Origin of the sequence: Acidovorax sp. NO-1 (genome assembly GCF_000238595.1) — a bacterium.
GTDB lineage: Bacteria > Pseudomonadota > Gammaproteobacteria > Burkholderiales > Burkholderiaceae_C > Acidovorax.
The window spans coordinates 1-19,113 of record NZ_AGTS01000080.1 but is presented as its reverse complement, the minus strand read 5'-3'; the positions used below and the strand labels follow the sequence as shown (position 1 = coordinate 19,113).

Annotated in this window: 19 protein-coding genes; 11 read left to right on the top strand and 8 right to left on the bottom strand. The window is 64.4% G+C overall.

The window, feature by feature from the left end; all coding sequences use genetic code 11:
- Positions 1–3 precede the first annotated feature (3 nt).
- The 5 genes from KYG_RS12790 (at position 4) to KYG_RS12770 (ending at position 6,254) form a co-directional block, all read left to right on the top strand.
- Entirely contained in the window at positions 4–1,362 is a 1,359-nt protein-coding gene (locus KYG_RS12790) for an MBL fold metallo-hydrolase (RefSeq protein WP_008905324.1), read from the top strand.
- Positions 1,359–2,888, top strand: a complete 1,530-nt coding sequence (locus KYG_RS12785) for a thymidine phosphorylase family protein (RefSeq protein ID WP_008905323.1) — start codon at positions 1,359–1,361, stop codon at positions 2,886–2,888. Before KYG_RS12790 ends, KYG_RS12785 begins: the two co-directional genes overlap by 4 nt.
- Entirely contained in the window at positions 2,885–3,784 is a 900-nt protein-coding gene (locus tag KYG_RS12780; RefSeq protein ID WP_008905322.1) for a ribose-phosphate pyrophosphokinase, read from the top strand. Before KYG_RS12785 ends, KYG_RS12780 begins: the two co-directional genes overlap by 4 nt.
- A gap of 253 nt (positions 3,785–4,037) precedes the next feature.
- Positions 4,038–5,666, top strand: a complete 1,629-nt coding sequence (locus tag KYG_RS12775; protein WP_034694480.1) for a hypothetical protein — start codon at positions 4,038–4,040, stop codon at positions 5,664–5,666.
- Between the two features lie 168 nt (positions 5,667–5,834).
- The gene (locus KYG_RS12770; RefSeq protein ID WP_008905320.1) at positions 5,835–6,254 is read left to right on the top strand and encodes a hypothetical protein; all 420 of its coding nucleotides are present in this window, start codon (positions 5,835–5,837) and stop codon (positions 6,252–6,254) included.
- Positions 6,255–6,301: 47 nt separating this feature from the next.
- Here KYG_RS12770 and KYG_RS12765 read toward each other — a convergent pair whose 3' ends face one another.
- A complete protein-coding gene (locus KYG_RS12765; protein ID WP_008905319.1) occupies positions 6,302–7,576 on the bottom strand; it encodes a DUF4010 domain-containing protein in 1,275 nt (424 codons plus the stop codon).
- 232 nt (positions 7,577–7,808) lie between these two features.
- On the opposite strand from KYG_RS12765, the gene KYG_RS12760 reads away from it, so the two are divergent.
- Both KYG_RS12760 and KYG_RS12755 read left to right on the top strand, forming a co-directional pair.
- The gene (locus tag KYG_RS12760) at positions 7,809–8,468 is read left to right on the top strand and encodes a DUF6629 family protein (RefSeq protein WP_008905318.1); all 660 of its coding nucleotides are present in this window, start codon (positions 7,809–7,811) and stop codon (positions 8,466–8,468) included.
- Positions 8,465–9,655 (top strand): MFS transporter, encoded by a 1,191-nt coding sequence (locus KYG_RS12755; protein WP_008905317.1) that lies wholly within the window; start codon positions 8,465–8,467, stop codon positions 9,653–9,655. Before KYG_RS12760 ends, KYG_RS12755 begins: the two co-directional genes overlap by 4 nt.
- A gap of 22 nt (positions 9,656–9,677) precedes the next feature.
- On the opposite strand, the gene KYG_RS12750 is transcribed toward KYG_RS12755, so the two are convergent.
- Together KYG_RS12750 and merR are read right to left on the bottom strand one after the other, a co-directional pair.
- Complete coding sequence (locus tag KYG_RS12750; protein WP_008905316.1) at positions 9,678–9,983, bottom strand: lactate dehydrogenase; 306 nt, start codon at positions 9,981–9,983, stop codon at positions 9,678–9,680.
- A 36-nt stretch (positions 9,984–10,019) separates the two neighbouring features.
- Positions 10,020–10,475 carry an Hg(II)-responsive transcriptional regulator gene (gene merR / locus KYG_RS12745; RefSeq protein WP_008905315.1) on the bottom strand — a complete coding sequence of 152 codons (456 nt, stop codon included), beginning with the start codon at positions 10,473–10,475 and terminating at the stop codon, positions 10,020–10,022.
- Between the two features lie 74 nt (positions 10,476–10,549).
- On the opposite strand from merR, the gene merT reads away from it, so the two are divergent.
- The 4 genes from merT (at position 10,550) to KYG_RS12725 (ending at position 13,415) form a co-directional block, all read left to right on the top strand.
- Complete coding sequence (gene merT, locus KYG_RS12740; protein WP_008905314.1) at positions 10,550–10,900, top strand: mercuric ion transporter MerT; 351 nt, start codon at positions 10,550–10,552, stop codon at positions 10,898–10,900.
- Positions 10,901–10,915: 15 nt separating this feature from the next.
- Positions 10,916–11,194 (top strand): mercury resistance system periplasmic binding protein MerP, encoded by a 279-nt coding sequence (gene merP / locus KYG_RS12735; protein WP_008905313.1) that lies wholly within the window; start codon positions 10,916–10,918, stop codon positions 11,192–11,194.
- 56 nt (positions 11,195–11,250) lie between these two features.
- Positions 11,251–12,936 (top strand): mercury(II) reductase, encoded by a 1,686-nt coding sequence (gene merA / locus KYG_RS12730; RefSeq protein ID WP_008905312.1) that lies wholly within the window; start codon positions 11,251–11,253, stop codon positions 12,934–12,936.
- 257 nt (positions 12,937–13,193) lie between these two features.
- Positions 13,194–13,415 (top strand): hypothetical protein, encoded by a 222-nt coding sequence (locus tag KYG_RS12725; protein ID WP_008905311.1) that lies wholly within the window; start codon positions 13,194–13,196, stop codon positions 13,413–13,415.
- A gap of 199 nt (positions 13,416–13,614) precedes the next feature.
- On the opposite strand, the gene KYG_RS12720 is transcribed toward KYG_RS12725, so the two are convergent.
- The 5 genes from KYG_RS12720 to KYG_RS12700 all read right to left on the bottom strand — a co-directional run.
- A complete protein-coding gene (locus tag KYG_RS12720) occupies positions 13,615–14,679 on the bottom strand; it encodes a type II glyceraldehyde-3-phosphate dehydrogenase (RefSeq protein WP_034694474.1) in 1,065 nt (354 codons plus the stop codon).
- A gap of 20 nt (positions 14,680–14,699) precedes the next feature.
- A complete protein-coding gene (locus tag KYG_RS12715) occupies positions 14,700–17,108 on the bottom strand; it encodes a cation-translocating P-type ATPase (RefSeq protein WP_008905309.1) in 2,409 nt (802 codons plus the stop codon).
- Positions 17,109–17,125: 17 nt separating this feature from the next.
- Positions 17,126–18,301 (bottom strand): acetate/propionate family kinase, encoded by a 1,176-nt coding sequence (locus KYG_RS12710; protein ID WP_008905308.1) that lies wholly within the window; start codon positions 18,299–18,301, stop codon positions 17,126–17,128.
- Between the two features lie 163 nt (positions 18,302–18,464).
- Complete coding sequence (locus KYG_RS12705; RefSeq protein ID WP_008905307.1) at positions 18,465–18,806, bottom strand: copper-binding protein; 342 nt, start codon at positions 18,804–18,806, stop codon at positions 18,465–18,467.
- A gap of 39 nt (positions 18,807–18,845) precedes the next feature.
- Positions 18,846–19,113 (bottom strand): cupredoxin family protein (locus KYG_RS12700; RefSeq protein WP_008905306.1); only part of this gene is annotated, 268 nt, incomplete at its 5' end.

Sequence of the window (19,113 nt, the reverse complement as noted above, 5' to 3'; positions counted from 1 at the left end):
GATATGCGAATTACTTTCCTGGGTGCCGCAGGCACTGTCACGGGATCGAAATACCTGCTGGAGCACGGCGGCAAGCGCGTGCTGGTCGACTGCGGACTGTTCCAGGGCCTCAAGCAGTTGCGGCTGCGCAACTGGGATGTCTTCCCGCTGCAGCCTGAAACGATCGATGCCGTCGTGCTGACCCACGCGCACATCGACCATAGTGGTTACCTGCCCGCACTGGCGCGCCAGGGGTTCAGCGGCTCTGTGTTTTGCACCGAAGCGACGCGCGACCTCTGCGCGTTGCTGCTACCGGATTCGGGGCACCTGCAGGAGGAAGATGCGCTTTATGCCAATCGTCGCGGTTTCTCGAAGCACAGTCCGGCCCTGCCGCTTTACACGGAACAGGACGCGCGCAAGACCCTGCGCCTGTTCCAGCCTCAGCAGTTTGACGCCGAGTTCGAGCCGGTCGAGGGGCTGCGAATGCGTTTTTCGCTCGCCGGCCACATCCTTGGTGCCGCCAGCGTTCATGTGCAGTGGGGTTCAGGGTCGTTGCTGTTTTCGGGCGACCTTGGGCGCGACGAGGACGTTGTCATGCGGCCGCCGCAGGCACCGCCTGCGGCGGACTACGTCGTCATGGAATCGACCTATGGCGACCGATCGCATGAGAAGGAAGATCCCGCTACTGCTTTTGCAGAGGTGATCAACCGCACTGCAGCGCGCGGAGGAGTGGTCATCGTCCCCGCCTTTGCGGTTGGACGAGCGCAGTCACTCATGTACGTGCTCGCCACCCTGAAGCGCGAAGGCCGCATTCCAGACCTGCCGGCCTTCCTTAATAGCCCGATGGCAGCCGATACGACGGAGCTGTACCACAAACACCGTTCGCAGCACCGGCTGACGCCCGACCAGTGCCGGATGATGTGCACCGCAGCCAAGGTGGTGAACTCTGTGGAGGAGTCGCGCAAGCTGAACGATATGCGCTATCCCGCCGTCATCATTTCGGCAAGCGGCATGGCCACCGGCGGGCGCGTGGTGCACCACCTGAAGGCGATGGCACCGAATCCTCGCAACACCATCCTGCTGGCCGGCTACCAAGCTGCTGGGACACGTGGCGCGGCGCTCGTGGGCGGCGCAAAGCAGATCAAGATTCACGGCGACTACGTTCCCGTGCGCGCGGAAGTCGCTAGCCTCGGTGCCTTGTCCGCACATGCCGACCGGGAGGAGCTGCTGCGCTGGGTGGGACGGATGCCGCAGCCGCCCAAGCGGGTGTTTGTCACCCACGGCGAGTCTGTCGCTGCCGACAGCTTGCGCATCGCCATCCAGGAACAGCATGGCTGGGCATGCACTGTCCCGGAGCATATGCAAGCCGTGGAGCTGGGATGAACGCGCTGGCTGCCCATCTGCCGGATTCCGCGGGGCTGATCGCACGCCGCGCGGGGATCCTCACGTACCAATCGCCGGTTGTCTACATGCGGGTCGACTGCGAAATCTGCCGTTCGGAAGGGTTCGAGGCCCAGACGCGCGTTGAGATCGAATGGGAAGGTCGAACGGTCATCGCCACTGTGCACCACGTGGCCGCTGACTGGCTAGGCCACGGAGAGGCTGGCTTGTCGGAGCCTGCCTGGCGGGTTCTCGGCCTTTCAGGGGGCGAAATGCTCGCCATCCGCCATCCCCCGGTACTCGAATCCGAGCGGCATATTCGCGGCAAGACCTATGGTGCGTCGTTGGACTATGAAAAGCTCAAAACCATCATGCACGATGTGGCGGCTGGCCGGTTGTCCGACCTGCACCTGGCGTCCTTTGTCACGGCCACGGCGGGTGGCCGAATGTCGCACGAGGAGACGGTCGCCCTGACCCGCGCCATGATCGATGTCGGCGAGCGGCTGCACTGGCCTTTTTCGCCGGTGATGGACAAGCATTGCGTCGGAGGGTTGCCGGGCAACCGGACGACGCCGCTGGTGGTGGCCATCGTTACCGCCTGCGGTCTGGTCATGCCTAAGACGTCATCCCGGGCGATTACCTCTCCGGCGGGTACCGCGGACACCATGGAGACCCTGGCGCCAGTCAACCTGGATCTGCAGGCCATGCGCCGGGTGGTCGCGAAGGTCGGCGGTTGCATCGTCTGGGGAGGCTCCGTGCAGCTGAGCCCGGCAGACGACGTGTTAATCCGTGTGTCGCGTCCGCTGGACCTGGATGGCACCGCGCAACTGGTCGCCTCTGTGTTGTCAAAAAAGGCAGCGGCGGGGTCGGAGCGGGTGCTGATCGATATTCCGGTCGGCCCGACAGCCAAGGTCCGATCCGAAGAAGCGGCGGATGAACTCGGCGGCCTCCTGGAGCATGTCGGCGAGGCGATAGGCTTGCAACTGCGTGTCGTCCGCACCGACGGTACGCAGCCTGTCGGTCGAGGCGTCGGTCCCGCTCTCGAGGCGCGGGATGTCCTCGCCGTCCTGCAAAGGGACTCTGCGGCCCCTGCGGATCTCCGCGAGCGGGCGTTGCTGCTCGCCGGGCACCTTCTGGAGATGGGCGGAAAAGCCGGCCCCGGTGCGGGCTATGCGCTTGCGCAGCAGGCGCTGGACAGCGGGCTGGCCTGGACCCAGTTTGTTGCCATCTGCGAGGCACAGGGTGGCCTGCGCCAGCCGCCCGTGGCGCCGCACGTGCGACCGTACCTTGCCGGTGCAGCGGGCGTGGTTACCGCCGTCGACAACCGCAAGCTGGCGATGGTTGCCAAGCTGGCAGGAGCGCCAGGGGCGCCGGCCGCAGGCATCACCCTAGAAGTGAAGCTCGGGGATCGGATCGCGCGCGGTCAGCCACTGTTCCACGTTCATGCACAGACCACCGGAGAGCTGGAGTACGCGCAGGCCTATGCAAACCGCCAGCAGGGGCTGGTCACCATCGAGGAAATAGCATGACCATGGTCATCCTTCCCGCACCTGGCGCCGAGCAAGCGGCGGCCGACCTCGCGGTGCACCTGCAGGCCCCGGTCGGCCGAGTGGAGGCGCGCCACTTCCCCGACGGCGAGTCCTACCTGCGGCTGCACGATGATCTCACCGGCAAAGACGTTGTGGTCGTGGCATCCCTGCGCGACCCGGATCCGCAGGCGCTGCGCCTGTGGTACCTGGCGCAGACCGCCCGTGAACTGGGCGCCAGTCGGGTCGGTATTGTTGCTCCCTACCTGCCCTACATGCGCCAGGACAAGCGCTTCCAGCCAGGCGAGGCCGTAACTTCCGTCACCTTCGCGCGCTTCTTGTCGCAGGCGTTCGATTGGCTGGTGACGGTCGATCCGCACCTGCATCGCCGCGCCTCGCTCGACGAGGTGTACTCGATTCCGGCCGAGAACGTGGCCAGTGCACCCGCGATCGCACGCTGGGTGGCCGCCCACGTCCCAGAGCCGGTGGTCGTTGGCCCGGATTCAGAAAGCGAGCAGTGGGCCAGCGACGTCGCTGCTCGCGTCGGCTGTCCATTCATTGTTCTGTCCAAGCGCAGGCTCGGTGACCGTAGTGTCGAAATCAGCGTTCCCCAGGTCGAGACATACGCAGGCCGCCGTCCTGTGCTGATCGACGACATCATCTCCAGTGCACGCACGATGGCAGTGGCTGTGCGGCAGGTGCGATCGGTGTTCAAGAACGATCCAGTGTGCATCGGCGTGCATGCGGTGTTCGCCCCGGATGCAATGCAGCTGCTTGAGGACGCCGGCGCGGCCAGCGTGGTGACCTGCAATACGCTGCCGCACCCGAGCAACGGCATCGACGTAATGGGCGAAGTGGCCCACGCCGTTCGTGCGCGAGTGGGCAACGTGTCGGGATAGCCGGATCAAGACTCTTATTTCAGCCTGCACCGGTCAATTCATCATGCGCGTGGCGCGCATCGCAAGCCCAGGCTGTTTCTTCGTGACGAGTTGGGCTTGGCTGCACGGGGGCTGATGGCTTGGGGGAGCTTGCGGTGCCGCTGACGGCGACCGTCTAGTCGCTCTGGACACCTGGCGCGAACTGCGAGCGTGGGACGAGCTCAATATTGAGGCGTTCTACCCATTTCATCGACTGCTTAGACCCTCTTTCTCAATGCACCACACATCAAACTGTGAACTGACCCCCTTCGAGCGGCTCAACCACGATTGCTTCTGCCTGAGCCTGGATCCAGCGGCGCTGGCGACCGCGCTCGATGCTGAACTCGGTTCCCCGAGCTTGTCGCAGCTGGTGAGGGAGCGATGCCCCTACCTGTTTGCCGCGCAACCAGTCTTTGTGGCGCGGCCCCCGCTGGATCGAATGGCGCACGTCGTGCGAGCCATTGAGGCGGTAGTGGCACTCCCGGCGTACCGGGAACAGGTTCTGGCGGATGCCCCAGCCATTGCGCACATTGGCGCAGGTGGCGCGCAGGGTGTGTTCTTCGGCTATGACTTCCATCTGGATCAGGACCGTCTCGGCCTGATCGAAATCAACACGAACGCGGGTGGCGCGATGCTGAATGCGGTGCTGGCTCGCGCTCAGCGCAGCTGCTGCCAGGCTGTACAGGCAATGGCGCCCGACGGCGCCAGCGTCACAACGTTCGAACAGCGGCTGGTGGATATGTTTCGCCGTGAATGGCGACTGGCGGGCAACTCTCGGCCGCTGGCCTCAATCGCGATCGTGGACGAGGCACCGCAGCAGCAATACCTGTATCCAGAATTCCTGCTATTTCGACAGTTGTTCGAGCGCCATGGACTGCAGGCCGTCATTGCCGATCCGTCCGAACTGGCATGCCGCCACGGCAGGCTCTGGCACGGCGAGCTGGCCATCGACGTGGTTTACAACCGAGTCACGGATTTCTATCTGGATCTGCCTGCGAACGCCGTGTTGCGGCAGGCGTGGCAAGAGCAGGCGGCAGTTCTCACGCCCCATCCCCAGGCACACGCGCTCTACGCCGACAAACGCCGTCTGGCGTTGTTCAGTGACGAAGCTGCGCTGCGGGCGTTGGGCGTTGCCGATGACGACCGCCAGGTGCTGCTGGCGAACGTGCCGCGCACCGAAGTGGTCGATGCAGCGCATGGCGACCGGCTGTGGGCGGCGCGCCGGAGCCTGTTCTTCAAGCCAGCGGCCGGCTTCGGTAGCCGCGCTGCGTACCGGGGCGACAAGGTCACGCGTCGAGTCTGGGAGGAGATCATGACAGGAGCCTACGTGGCACAGGCCTTTGTGCCTCCGGGCGAGCGCGTCATTCCGAATGAGGGAGGATCATCACAGTCTATGAAGTTCGATTTGCGCGCCTATGCCTATGCGGGAGGCGTGCAGTGGGTCGCGGCACGCGTGTACCAAGGGCAAACCACGAACTTCCGCCAGCCGGGCAGCGGGTTTGCTCCCGTTTACACCACCGTGGATGCATCCGGCCGCGGAATGGGCGAAGCGGAGGGCGAATATGCCTCCTACGTGTTCCTGCTGGACGCGGAGGGCGAGGTGCACGCCTTGCCGCATGTGCTGTATGTGGCGCTCGCCCGGGGTCAGGCCTTGGCACCGATGTTGGCGGGCCGGACGCTGCGCCTGGCGGACTGGTATGTCCGGCTCCAGGCCGGCGGGGAACCGGGGGCGGTGGTCAACGAGACCTATGGGCTCGTTCGCTTCGACGGCGAGGGGCGCTTCAATTTGGAGGCTGCCCCAGGGGACACCGCGTGGCCGACTCCTGCGGAGCGTAGACGGATGCAGGAACTGCTGCTGTCGTGAGCAGGCATCGAACGGCGCCCCAAAATAACCGAGCGGAGTTGAAGCCGCTTGACCTTCCCACGGTGGTAAGCCCGAATATGTCGTTTCGGGGGGCGGGCACAGCTGCTGCTCACAAGCCAGCCAAGAATATTTTTCGCAGTATACAAACCGTAATCCAAGGAGCTTTCCATGACTTCCGCCAACATCCTCGCCGTTGCCCTGTTCACATTCTCCGCAAGTGCGTTCGCCCAAGCCACCCTGTCACACGGTGGTCCCGAGCCCCAGCCCAGGCAGCTGCAGGAGTCGGCGGTTTCCGAGCCGCATCAGCACCGCTACGTATATATCGGTAGGGACCGCATCAAGACCCACCTCGACCGCCCGGCCGATAGCTCGGGCTCGCCCGACCTGCAACCGCAAGATCAAGCGTCCCCGGCCGAATCGAAGGAATACGAGTACGTGACGATTGGGCGGGACCGGACCAGGGTCCGTGTGCCCCGTCGGGCTGAGCGGTCTGGCCGCAACGCTGAGGCGATGGGTATCTCGGGAGAAACGCCTGCGCCAGCCGCGCCGCTTACCCGCGATGAGGACCTGAAGGGCGGCCCGAACTAAGCGGCCAAGCAGCAACCATAGTGGCGCAGCCGTTCGGGGAATAGTGGTCAGCGCGCCTGGAAAGCTGCCGCCGCCAAGCCGACAAGAGCTACCACCACATAGCCCGCCGCCACGCGGACACCCACCGCGCGGCCGGCAATGGTCCAGGCGAGGGTCGCCTTGGTGAGCATGTTGGCAGAGACGGCAAGTAGGATGGCGATGGCAGTAGTGGCAGCCGGGAGGTCGCCCTGCGCCAGCATCTGCACGCTGGAAACCAGAATGGCATCCACGTCAGCCAGACCGGAGACGAATGCGACGGCGTACATGCCGGCTGTGCCAAGGGCCTCGCGCGCGGCCCGGGCAGCCACGGCTACCACGCCGAGCACGACGCCGAATCCGAGCGCCGTGGGCAGGTCGAAGAGGCGGCGCGAGGCCTGCTGTGTGGCCGGGCCGCTGGCTTGCCGGCGGCGCCATTGCCATCCCGCAAAGAGGAACGCCGCCGCGGCGAGCAGCACCAGGAACAGGCCCATGCGAGGCACAAGGCTGGGCTGCAGGACGGCGACGACCACGGCCATACGCAGGAACATCACGCCGCAGGCAGCGACGATCGCCGCCGCCACGGGCACATGCCAGCCTGGTTGGTTCCTTGCGGTTCGAGCAAGCGCCAGCGTCGCAGCGGTGGAAGACGCAAGGCCGCCCAGCAGTCCCGTCCAGAGCAGCCCCTGTTGCTCCCCCCTGAGCCGCACCGCCACGTGGCCCAGTAGCGACAGCCCCGCGATCAGGATCACTGCGAACCACAGCTGGTAGGGGTTAAGCGCGGCGTAGGGCCCATAGCCCCGGTCCGGGAGCAGCGGCAGCACCACGGCGGTGAGCACGCCCATTTGCAGGAGGGCATTAAGTTCGGCCGGCTGGATCAGGCGCAGCCAGCGGTGCAGCACTGGTTTCAGATCGAGCAGCAACGCGACGACCACGGCCGCCCCTACGGCGAGAATGGCCTGACCGCTTGCGGCCAAAGCGCCCAGACAGAAGGTGGCCATTGCTGCGACAGCGGTCGTGATGCTGAGGGTGCCGGCGGCCTCCGATGCACGCCGGAAAGAGACTGCGAACAGCAGGACGATGCCGATCAGGCCGGCGGCAAGGAGGAGACCGGGAGTGGAGGAGAGCAGTGCGAGAAGTCCGCCCAGCAAGCCGATGAGGGCGAATGTGCGCAGCCCGGCGACGCGACCACCCTCGGGCAAATCGCGGTCACGCCAGCCGCGCTCCAGCCCCACCAGCAGACCCACGCCGAGCGCGCCGCCCAACGCTTGTGCGGCGCTTCCAAGTTTGATGAGATCCGGGTTCATTGATGGTGAAGTGTCGGCTGCCATTGTCCAGGTTGCGCAGCACAGTCAGTCAATGTCATGCGAACGGGATTCAAGCACTGCCATTATCATCGCTCGCAGCCCCTCGTTTGGCCATGCACGCCTTGTCCCGCCTGTTGAAGATCAATATGGATCTAGAGGGCACTTGGGGTGGCTGGATCAGATCGTTGGCATGGTGTGCATGCTTCCCACGATTTCACGGAGTTCCTGATCGATGTGCTTTTCGGCGACCGCCAGCCTGACAGCCGGCACTTTCCTTATGGGCGTGGGCATAGTGACCACGCACATGGCCCGCACCGGTGGAGAGCGGGCTTACGCAGCGATCCCACTGCTGTTTGCTATCCAGCAGCTTACCGAAGGCGTGGTCTGGCTCAGCTTCGGCTGGGGCATTGACGCGGTGACAGCGGCGGCGACGCAGCTGTATTCCTTCTTCTCGCACGTGCTCTGGCCCGTGTACGTGCCTGTTGCGGCATGGCTGATCGAGCCTGACCGCAACCGCCGACGCTTCCTGGCCGCCGTCTGCCTCGCCGGGCTCGGGGTCGGGGCATATCTGCTGTACGCGATGTTTGCCTACCCCATCGTCGCCACCCCGGTTGGAGGCCACATCGACTACGCATCCCCGCATTTCTACATCGCAGCCTCCATGGGCCTTTATCTGACGGCGACGACCGTAAGCCTGATTCTTTCAAGCCACCGCTGGGTCAGACTGTTCGGGGTGCTTTGCCTAGGGTCGGCCGTAGCGGCGTACGCCTTCTACGCCCACTGGTTCATCTCCGTCTGGTGCTTCTTCGCGGCGGCAATGAGCATCGTTGTTGCACTGCACCTGATCGCCGCGCGAGGCGAAACCTCGGCCTTGGTGGAGAACGCTCGATGACTGTTCGCCGTCCAGCGGCGGCTTCCGCGCGCCAGTTCAGCGATATTCACTTCGTGCTGCTGCTTGTCGCAGGGCTCGCCGTGTCCATGTCGTATGGCGTGACCTTGCCGGTGCTTCCGGAGCTGGTGCCGCGGGTGCGGGGTGGCGGTGCCGACGTGGCCGCCCGCCACACCGGGTGGCTGACTGGCGCCTACACCGTGGCGTTGTTCGCGTGCTCGCCGGTTTGGGGCGCCGTATCCGACTTTCTGGATCGCCGTTGGGTGATTGCCATCGGACTCGCCGGCTCCGCCATCGCCTTGTCACTCCTCGGTACGGTCAGTTCACTTGCAGGTGTCTACGCCGCGCGCATCGGCGCCGGGCTGGTCGCGGCCGCCGTGATGCCGGCAGTGCTAGCCTATGTGGCGGAGACAACGGCACCGGAGCGCCGCCAGCGCCGCTTCGCCTGGGTGGCCTCGGCCACGGCGCTCGGCTTCCTGCTCGGGCCCGTGGCTGGCAGCGCAGCGTCTGCGCTCGGCAACCGGGTTTCAGGGCTTGACCTGGTGGCATCCGTGTGCCTGCTGGCCGCAGTGCTGGCCGCCCGCCTGCCACGAGTACAGGGTGCTGAGGACGCCGCAGGGTTGGGGCCGGCCATCGCGAATTCGAGTGTGTCCTTGGGCCGGATGCGCCGGGCGCTCCTGTTGACCGCAGCAGTGGTGTTCGGAATCACGGTAGCCGAAGTCGGCCTGACACTCCAGGGCGGCCCTGTGGGGCCTTACTTTGCCTTGTGCAGCGTGCTCATGGTCGCAATGCAACTGGTAGGCTACCCAGTGCTGGAACGCTGGATCGGCGAGCACAGGCTCGTGTGGATTTCCCTTGCAGTGATGGCGGTCGGTGTGGGCCTGCTGTCCTGGCGGGCGCCTTGGAGTCCCGCCGTCGCTTTCGTATTGGCGGCCAGTGCCCTCGGTGTGCTGATCCCCGCACTCGCCGTCAGGATTTCCTCCGCAGCAGGGCTTCGACAGGGGCGCGCGATGGGCAGGCAGGCTGCAGCCGGCAACCTGGGTCAGGCAGGCGGTGCCGCGCTGACCGGAGTCCTGTTCTCCGCGGTGGCACCCGCGCCCTTCCTGCTGGCTGGAGCCATGCTTGCCGTCGGCGCCGTAATCGCTTGGGCGAAGCCCGAAGGCGTGGACGGCAGTTCCTCGGCAGGCTGAGGCGAGGCAGCCGCCGAACGGCTCAAGCCATTCCTGCGGCCTGCATGGCGGCACGGATCAAGGTGGCCGCGGACCAGACCACGACTTCGCTGCCGCCATGCTCGCCGAGCACGTAGGTATGGACGTTCCTCGCGACGACGCCGCAGTGCCGCCGACAGTTCGGACCGCAGCCGCGCCGAGTCGAACGGTGCCGGAGCCCATCACTTGGCCCGGAGGCAGGCCCGGACACGTTCAGGGCGAAGAACGTGAGTGCATCCACCGGGTTGGGGCCGGCTAGCAGAAGGCCGCCGGGGTTCACGTGCAGGGCGGCTTCCACCAGCGGGCGCATGATCGGGTCGTCTCAGAATTCGGAAAACGAAGCACGCTAAGGCGCAGCCACCCCGTGACCACCCCGCACTGACATCGCGAGGTTCGTTCCGTCTTGCAGTGACGCAATCAACGGGCAGGAAACGTTGCCGTTTCGCGCATGGCATGCACACACCAAGTCAGACAGCACGGCCTCCATGCGCGCCAGGTCAGCCATTTTCTCGCGCACGTTCTTGAGCTTGTGCTCGGCCAGACTGCTGGCTTCCTCGCAATGGGTCCCATCCTCCAGCCGCAGCAGCTCGGCGATTTCATCCAGACTGAAACCCAGCCGCTGGGCTGATTTCACGAACCGCACGCGCGTTACATCCGCCTCACCATAGCGGCGGATGCTGCCATAGGGCTTGTCGGGCTCCGGCAACAAGCCCTTCCGCTGATAGAAGCGGATGGTCTCCACGTTGACCCCGGCAGCCTTGGCAAAAACGCCGATAGTCAGACACTCCAAATTGTTTGCCATTTCGCTTGACTCCGTACATGACTACGGACCTAAGGTTACGCCCTATCCCATTCAATTCGAAAAGGACAAGACGCATGTCTGAGCCACAAAACGCGCGCGGCGCGCTCTTCGCTGGAGGGCTGGCCGCCAGCCTCGCCTCTGCTTGTTGCCTCGGACCGCTGGTTCTGGTCGCCTTGGGATTTAGCGGGGCATGGATCGGCAACCTAACAGTGCTGGAGCCGTATCGCCCGTTTTTCATCGGCGCAGCGTTGGTGGCGCTGTTCTTCGCTTGGCAGCGCATCTACCGCCCGGCGCAAGCCTGCACACCGGGTGAGGTCTGCGCGATTCCCCAAGTGCGAGCTACTTACAAGCTCATTTTCTGGATCGTGGCCGCGCTGGTCCTGGTCGCGATGGGATTTCCGTACGTCATGCCATTTTTCTATTAATCACAGGAGTTCTTCATGAGAAAAAAACTGTTTGCCGCCCTCGTCCTCGCTGCCGTTGTTGCCCCGGTGTGGGCCGCCACTCAGACTGTCACGCTGTCCGTACCGGGCATGACCTGCTCCGCCTGCCCGATCACCGTCAAGAAGGCGATTTCCAAAGTCGAAGGCGTCAGCAAAATTAACGTGACCTTCGAGACACGCGACGCGGTCGTCACGTTCGATGATGCCAAGACCAGCGTGCAGAAGCTGACAAAGGCAACCGGAGACGCGGGATATCCGTCAAGCGTCAAGCAGTGAGCCACTGAACCTTGAACCTTGAACCTGCGGCGATCATGATAAATAGGAGTTGTTGCATGACCCAACTAAAAATCACCGGCATGACCTGCGACTCGTGCGCGGCGCACCTCAAAGGCGCGCTGGAGAAAGTGCCCGGCGTGCAGTCGGCGCTGGTGTCCTATCCGAAGGGCACAGCGAAACTCGCCACCCTGCCGGGCACGTCATCGGACGCGCTGACTGCCGCTGTGGCAGGACTGGGCTACCAGGCAACGCTTGCCGATGCGCCACCGACAGACAACCGAGCCGGATTGCTCGACAAGGTGCGCGGCTGGAAGGGGGCCGCCGATAAGCACATTGGCAACGAACGTCTGTTGCAAGTAGCTGTGATCGGCAGCGGTGGAGCCGCGATGGCTGCTGCGCTGAAAGCCGTCGAGCAAGGCGCGCACGTCACGCTGATCGAGCGCGGGACCATCGGCGGCACCTGCGTCAATATCGGCTGTGTGCCGTCGAAGATCATGATCCGCGCCGCTCACATCGCCCATCTGCGTCGCGAAAGCCCGTTCGATGGCGGGGTCGAAGCGACCGTGCCTGCGATTGATCGTAGCAAACTACTGGCCCAGCAGCAGGCACGTGTCGATGAACTCCGCCATGCCAAGTACGAAGGCATCCTGGACGGCAATTCAGCCATCACCGTGCTGCACGGTGAAGCGCGTTTCAAGGACGACCAGAGCCTTGTCGTCCGTTTGAACGAGGGTGGCGAGCGCGTCGTGATGTTCGACCGCTGCCTGGTCGCCACGGGGGCCAGTCCGGCCGTGCCGCCGATTCCAGGCTTGAAAGACTCACCCTACTGGACTTCCACCGAGGCGCTGGTCAGCGACGCCATTCCCGAACGCCTGGCCGTGATCGGCTCGTCGGTGGTGGCGCTGGAACTGGCGCAAGCCTTTGCCCGGCTGGGCAGCAAAGTGACGGCCCTGGCGCGCAACACCTTGTGCTTCCGGGAAGACCCGGCCATCGGCGAGGCCGTGACAGCCGCTTTCCGGGCCGAGGGCATCGAGGTGCTGGAAAACACGCAAGCCAGCCAGGTCGCCCATGTGGACGGCGAATTCGTGCTGACCACCGGACACGGTGAATTGCGCGCCGACAAGTTGCTGATCGCCACCGGCCGGGCACCGAACACGCGCAGCCTGGCCTTGGAAGCAGCGGGTGTTGTCGTCAATGCGCAAGGTGCCATCGTTATCGACAAGGGCATGCGTACGAGCAACCCGAACATCTACGCAGCCGGTGACTGCACCGACCAGCCTCAGTTCGTCTATGTGGCGGCAGCGGCCGGCACCCGTGCCGCGATCAACATGACCGGCGGCGATGCGGCGCTCGACCTGACCGCAATGCCGGCCGTGGTGTTCACCGACCCGCAGATTGCCACCGTGGGCTACAGCGAGGCGAAAGCGCATCACGACGGGTTCGAGACCGACAGTCGCACCTTGACCTTGGACAACGTGCCGCGGGCAGTGGTCAATTTCGACGCCCGCGGTTTTATCAAGCTGGTGGCCCAAGCGCGGACCGGGCGCTTGATCGGTGTTCAGGCGGTCGCGCCAGATGCGGGGGAACTGATCCAGAGCGCGGCGTTGGCCATAAGGGCCGGCATGACGGTGCACAATCTGGCCGACCAGCTGTTCCCCTACCTGACGATGGTCGAGGGCCTGAAGCTCGCCGCGCAGACATTCACCAAGGACCTCTCGCAACTGTCCTGCTGCGCGGGATGAAGTTGTACCAGTGACTTATCGTGGAGAATTCGTACACCAGCTCGCCGAAGGCGGCCTCAAGCAATCGGCGGCACGCGTTTCGTCTTTCGACAAGGAGGATTTGCATCGGGTTTCGGCGCGCTGCGACGCCGCATGACAAGTTCGTAATGGTTCGGTCAGTGGCCGGCCGAGGGTGGTCTTCAGAATTGATGTCATCAGAGGTCGCAATCAAAGCCGCGCATGGTGTTCGGCTCGAGCCCCTGGCGAAAGGAACCAACGTGAACAAGCTCGCAGTGACCCTTCTGGGCGCCGCACTCTTCGCGGGCGTTGCGTCCGCCGCCACCGACACTCGCGCCGACCCGGCGTCCAGGAGCGGCACCTACTACGGGCTGCACCCCAAGCTGGGCATGGTCAAGGTCGATCGAGCAACCAACGCCATGGTCGTGACCAAGCGCGACAAGGAACGCGCCGCGGCGTCCGCCGCCACGCCGTCGCGTTAACGAGAAGAAAGCAGTACCAATCCCGACCGGGTACAGGCGGGCAGCGACACGTCAACCGCAATCGCATGCCGGTTGGCAGGAGAAAGCGACAGAAACTGCGCAGGGATGCTGCCTAGCCGCTGGACGATTACCCCGGGTCATGTTCAGCGGTCGCGGCTGCCGCGATTCGGCGCACCCCCGGGGCCAACCGTCTTGAGACTCAGCTCCCCGATCGGACGCTGGCCGGTAGGGGAATGCCCAGGCTGCGGTCCGTTGCCGCGATCGACGTCGCCCCATCGGGCTGCGTGCAGGCCAGCGCGCGGACGGCGTCGATCGTTTCCGGGATGACTATTGCCTGGTTGTCCACCATGTACGTGAAGAACAGCTCATCGCCCTGGAGTGTCACCAGGTCCTCCCACAAGCCGACCTCGTACAGGTCGGCCCGCGGCCGCCCGAGGTCGCCCATCATTTCCTTGACCACGTTGATCGCACCCAGGCCGTCGCTGCTGCGCAAGAGGGCGATGCGGCTGGACGTGCGAAAGGCTGCAAGAACCTCGTCCAGCGAGGCGGCACGCGTCATGCGCACATTCCAGCAATGCACGTGAGCCAGGGTCTGTGGCACCGCTACCGCCATGGTCACCACGTCCAGCGCGGGGTCGACCGTCTTGGCGTCCGGCCCCTGGTGGCTGGGCACCTTTTCCTCCGGCACCAGCGTGTTCATTAGCCCGCCACGGTGACCGTCCACAGGGTCGGTCGCGCGCCGCATCAGCGTGCCGCGCGCCTGCAGCAGCAGGCCGGCCCGGCGCAGCGCACCCAGCGTGCGCACGATGGAGGTGGTGTTGCAGGAGACCACGCGGGTAGCGACATGTCCCAGCGCCTGCGCGTAGTTGCTCTCGGCCACGAAGGAATGGCCCGCCATTTCATGCTTCTCACCGCCCTGCAGGATGAAGCGGATGCCGGCGCTGCGGTAGCGGGGGACGTTGCCCGCCGCCACCTTCTTTGGAGTGCAGTCCACCACCACGTCGGCCTGCTGTAGGAGGTTTTCCAGGGTATCCACCACCGGAAGCCCGACCGAGCGCATAGATGCAAGGGAGGCGGCATCGCCGGCGAAGATCGGCAAACCCAGAGCGGCGGCCACCTGCAGCCGCCAGTCGGTGGCGACGTCTGCCACGCCAGCCAGCTGCATGTCCGTCTGCAATGCGACTGCGTCAGCCACTCGCTTTCCAATGACGCCATAGCCGACTACGGCCACGCGGATACGGGTTTCGGGCGTTCGGATTCTCATGGGTGCCTTTCCTCTCGGGTTCAACCTGCAGCGCCGGGCAGCGCGCCACCAGAGGAGGCATCTTGCTCCGGGCGTGATCTGTGGATGCCGGTCAGGCGGGTGCGCTTGAGCAGCAGCGCATTGATGGCCACGATGGCCGAGCTGCCCGACATGGACAGCGCCGCCACTTCCGGCGACAGGGTGAAGGGGTAGAAGACGCCGGCCGCCAGAGGGAAGGCGACGGTGTTGTAGCCCACCGCCCACCAGAGGTTCTGGTGCATCTTGCGCAGCGTGGCGCGCGACAGCTCGATCGCACCCACCACGTCGAAGGGGTCGCTCTTCATCAGCACCACTTGTGCGCTTTCCATCGCCACGTCAGTGCCGGCGCCGATGGCGAAACCCACGTCCGCCTGCGTCAATGCCGGAGCGTCGTTGATGCCGTCGCCGACCATCGCCACCTTATGTCCCTGCGACTGAAGTTCCCTGATCTTGTCGGCCTTCTGTCCGGGCAGAACATCGGCGAGCACGATGTCGATGCCCAGTTCCTGCCCGATGCGATCGGCGGTGGCCTGGTTGTCCCCCGTCAGCATGGCGACCTTCACGCCACGCTTGTGGAGCGCCTGGATGGTGTCCCGGGAACTCGGTCGCACAGCGTCGGCAATGGCGATCAGGCCCAGCAACCGGCCGGCACGCGCCACGTGTACCACGGTGCGGCCCGCGCCCTGCAGGCGCGCCGCTTCCTGCGACAAGCCAGCCAGATCCACCCCGTGGCTTTCCATCAGCAGCCGGTTGCCCAGCAGCACCGTGTCACCCGCCAGTTCGGCCCGGGCACCCTGACCGTCGATGTTGGTGAACGCCACCGTGTGCTCCACAGGCAGATCGGCCGACTTCTTCAGGATCGCCAATGCCAGCGGATGTTCCGAAAACTTCTCCACGGCCGCCGCGGTTGCCAGCAGGGTGGAGGTATCGGTGCCCGGGGCGCTCACGAGGTCGACCACGTCCGGCTGGCCCACCGTCAAGGTGCCGGTCTTGTCGAACACCACGACGGTCAGCTTGGTGGCGTTCTCTAGGGCCGCAGCGTTCTTAAACAGGATGCCGTTCATGGCTCCGAGGCCGGTACCGACCATCACGGCCATGGGCGTCGCGAGCCCCAGTGCGTCGGGACAGGCTATGACGAATACCGTGATGGTTAGCGTCACTGCGAACAGCAGCGGCTGCCCGAGCACCCAGTACCAGACGATGAAGGTCGCGAGCCCGATGCCGATCGCTGCGAGCACCAGCCACTGCGAAGCCCGATCGGCGAGCAATTGCCCTGGAGCCTTGGAGTTCTGTGCCTCCTGGACCAGCTTGACGATCTGGGCCAGGGCCGTGTCCGCGCCGACTTTGGTCGCCTTGTAGCGGAAGCTACCGCTCTTGTTGATGGTCGCGCCTATCACTTCGTCGCCGGTGCCCTTCTTCACTGGCATGGATTCACCGGTCAGCATGGACTCGTCGACTTGCGAGCCGCCTTCCATGACGACCCCGTCAACCGGCACTCTGTCGCCGGGCTTTACCACGACGATGTCTCCCAGGACCACCTCGGACGTCGGCACCTTCTGTTCCTCACCGTCGCGGAACACGGTGGCCATGGGCGGCGCCAGGTTCATCAGCGAACGGATCGCGTCGGAAGCACCGGCACGCGCGCGCATTTCCAGCCAATGCCCGAGCAGGATGAACACCAGCAGGGTGGCTACTGCCTCGTAGAACACTTCGCCCTCGTAGAAGAAGGTGGCGCCGATGCTGAAGAGGTAGCCTGTGCCAACCGAAAGAACCACCAGCGTCGCCATATTGGTCACGCCATTGCGCAATGCCCGCCAGGCCGACACATAGAACGGCCAGCCGGGATAGATGATCGCCGCCGACGCGACCAGGAACAGGAACACCTTGCGGTCCATGCCAAACGGCACGGTGAAGTCCCCGACCATGGCCCCCATCGGGGAGTAGAGGAACACCGGTACGGCGAACAACAGGGCCACAAAGAACCGGTTGCGCATGTCGCGGACCATGTCGTCCATCGACTGCCCGCTCCCGTGGCCCATCTCGTGCATCATGTCTTGATGCTCTCCGCCGGTTTTGGCGGTCTTCGCATCCGCGGCCGCGTTTCCGCCGTGCTGCGCGTGCGCACCATGGCCGGTATTGGCATGCGCGGCATGGGCTGCTGGGTCCGGAGCTGCTTCGCACACGTGCCTGGGCGTCAGTTCGCCGGCGCAATGGTGGCCGCAGTCCTCGATGGTCGTGCGGATCCGCTCACGGGTGACCCGCGCCGGATCGAACGAGACAGTGGCGCTCGCGGGCACCGGGTTTACGGACACCGACACCACGCCTGGGATCGCGGCGAGCCGCTTCTCGACGCCGCGGGCAGAAAGCGGGGACAGCAGATTGCCGACCTCGAAGGTTGCGGATTGAATCATCTTTATGGTCCCTTCTTTTAATGGCCGCCCGACCCGTCCACGTGGGCAGCGGCCTTGCGGGCAAGGATGGATTCCTCGTCGGTCTCGAGCACGTTCACCTTTATTGCGCTGTGTGAGGTGTGAACGCTAGAGGCGTTGGCCAGGTTGGCTTTGGCATCGAGCTCGACACCCAGGAAGCGCAGGCCGTCGCACACTGCTTGCCGGACGAACGCTGCGTTGGCGCCGATTCCGCCCGTGAAGACGATCCGGTCGACGCCCTCCATAGCGGCTGCCAGCGCACCCATATGCCTGCGTACCTGATAGCAGAAGTAGTCGACCGCCTTGCGAGCCTCGCTCGAGTGTGCCGAAATGTCGAGCAGCAACTTCATGTCGCCTGAGGTGCCGGTCAGGGCCTTGAGCCCCGACTCTTCGTAGAGGGCGGCTTGCAACTGCCGGACATCCGTCTCGCCGGACTGCAGCAGGAACAGCAGCGCACCGGGATCAAGATCGCCGCAGCGCGTGGTCATCGGGACGCCGCTGAGCGGGGTCACGCCCATGCTCGTTTCCACACTACGTCCCTGGGCAATGGCGCACAGTGAGGAACCGCCACCAAGGTGCGCGGCAATGACACGCTCGGAGAAGACCGGCTCGCCGCTGGCCGCCAGTTGTTGCAACACGGACTCGTATGAGAGGCCGTGGAAGCCGTAGCGGCGCACTCCGAGCGATCTAAAGCGCTCCGGCACAGCAACGAGGCTCGCACGCGCAGGGAGAGTCCGGTGAAAACCCGTGTCGAAGCATGCAACATGCAACGCCCCCGGGAATGCCTGCCGTGCTGCATTGATCGCTGCAACGTTCAGGTGCTGATGAAGAGGCGCCAGCGACGACCAGTGAGTGATCGCGGCCAAAGTCGGTGCATCGATCGTTACGCTGTCAACCGGCAGGTCGCCTCCGTGAACCACTCTATGTCCGACAGCCTCTATCTGCAACGTCGGCCAGCGCTGCGCCAGTTCGCCCAACAATAGTTCGGTCGCGGAGCGGAATTGCAGGGGTCCAAGTTCCTGCGTGTCGGCATCCCCGCCAGGTTCGCGGGTCAGCAGTCGCGCATTCGGCGAGGCAAGTCCGGACACACTGGCACTCCAGAGCTGGTGCAGGTCGCGCTCGTACAGTGCCAGTTTAGTGCTGGTCGAGCCGGCGTTCAGTGCAAGCAGGGTCATGTTCTTGTTCTCCAAACCATCTTGACACTACGCGTTCGGTCTCGCTTGATTTAGCTCAAGTGGCGCCCACCTGCTGGGCGCTGCTTGCCTCGGCCTGGCCCGTCGCGTTGCTGAATGCCGAAGAGCGCCTCATTTCAGAAAGACGCTGCACGCAATTTTCGTGCTACTTGGCAGGCTCGATGGACGTCACGAACATCTTTCCTCCCTCGCTGACCACCATGAAACGGATTTTGTCGCCGACCTGTACCTTGTCGAGTAGTAACTTGTCCTTGGCGTTAAACACCATGGTCATCCCCGGCATCTCTAGGTGCTTGATGTCACCGTGCTTGATGGTGATTTTTCCAGCGTCCTTATCGATCTTGCGCACCTCTCCATCCGTCATGGAGGCTGCAGCCAGAGCAGCGGGCTTGCTGGCGTCAACCGTGGCCTGTGCCATGGCCGACAGCGGCAAGAGGGTGGTCAGCGACAACACGGCGCCGATCAAAAGGTTGTTTGCGTTTTTCATGTGAATTCCTTGTCCTAATAGCGTGGAGGTGTTCCGCGTTTACTTTTTGACCACCGTGACCTGGCCCTTCATGCCTGCGTCGAAATGGCCGGGGTAGAGGCAGGCAAACTTCACTTCGCCAGCCTTCGTGAAGTGCCAGATGATCTGGCCTTGCTTGCCCGGCGCGAGCGATACCTTGCTGGGCTCGTCATGCTCCATATCCGGGAATTTTTTCATGGTCTCGTAATGTTCTTTCAACTCGTCGTCGGTGCCCAGGCTGAACTCGTGTTTGACCTGGCCGCTGTTCTTGATCACGAACTTGATGGTC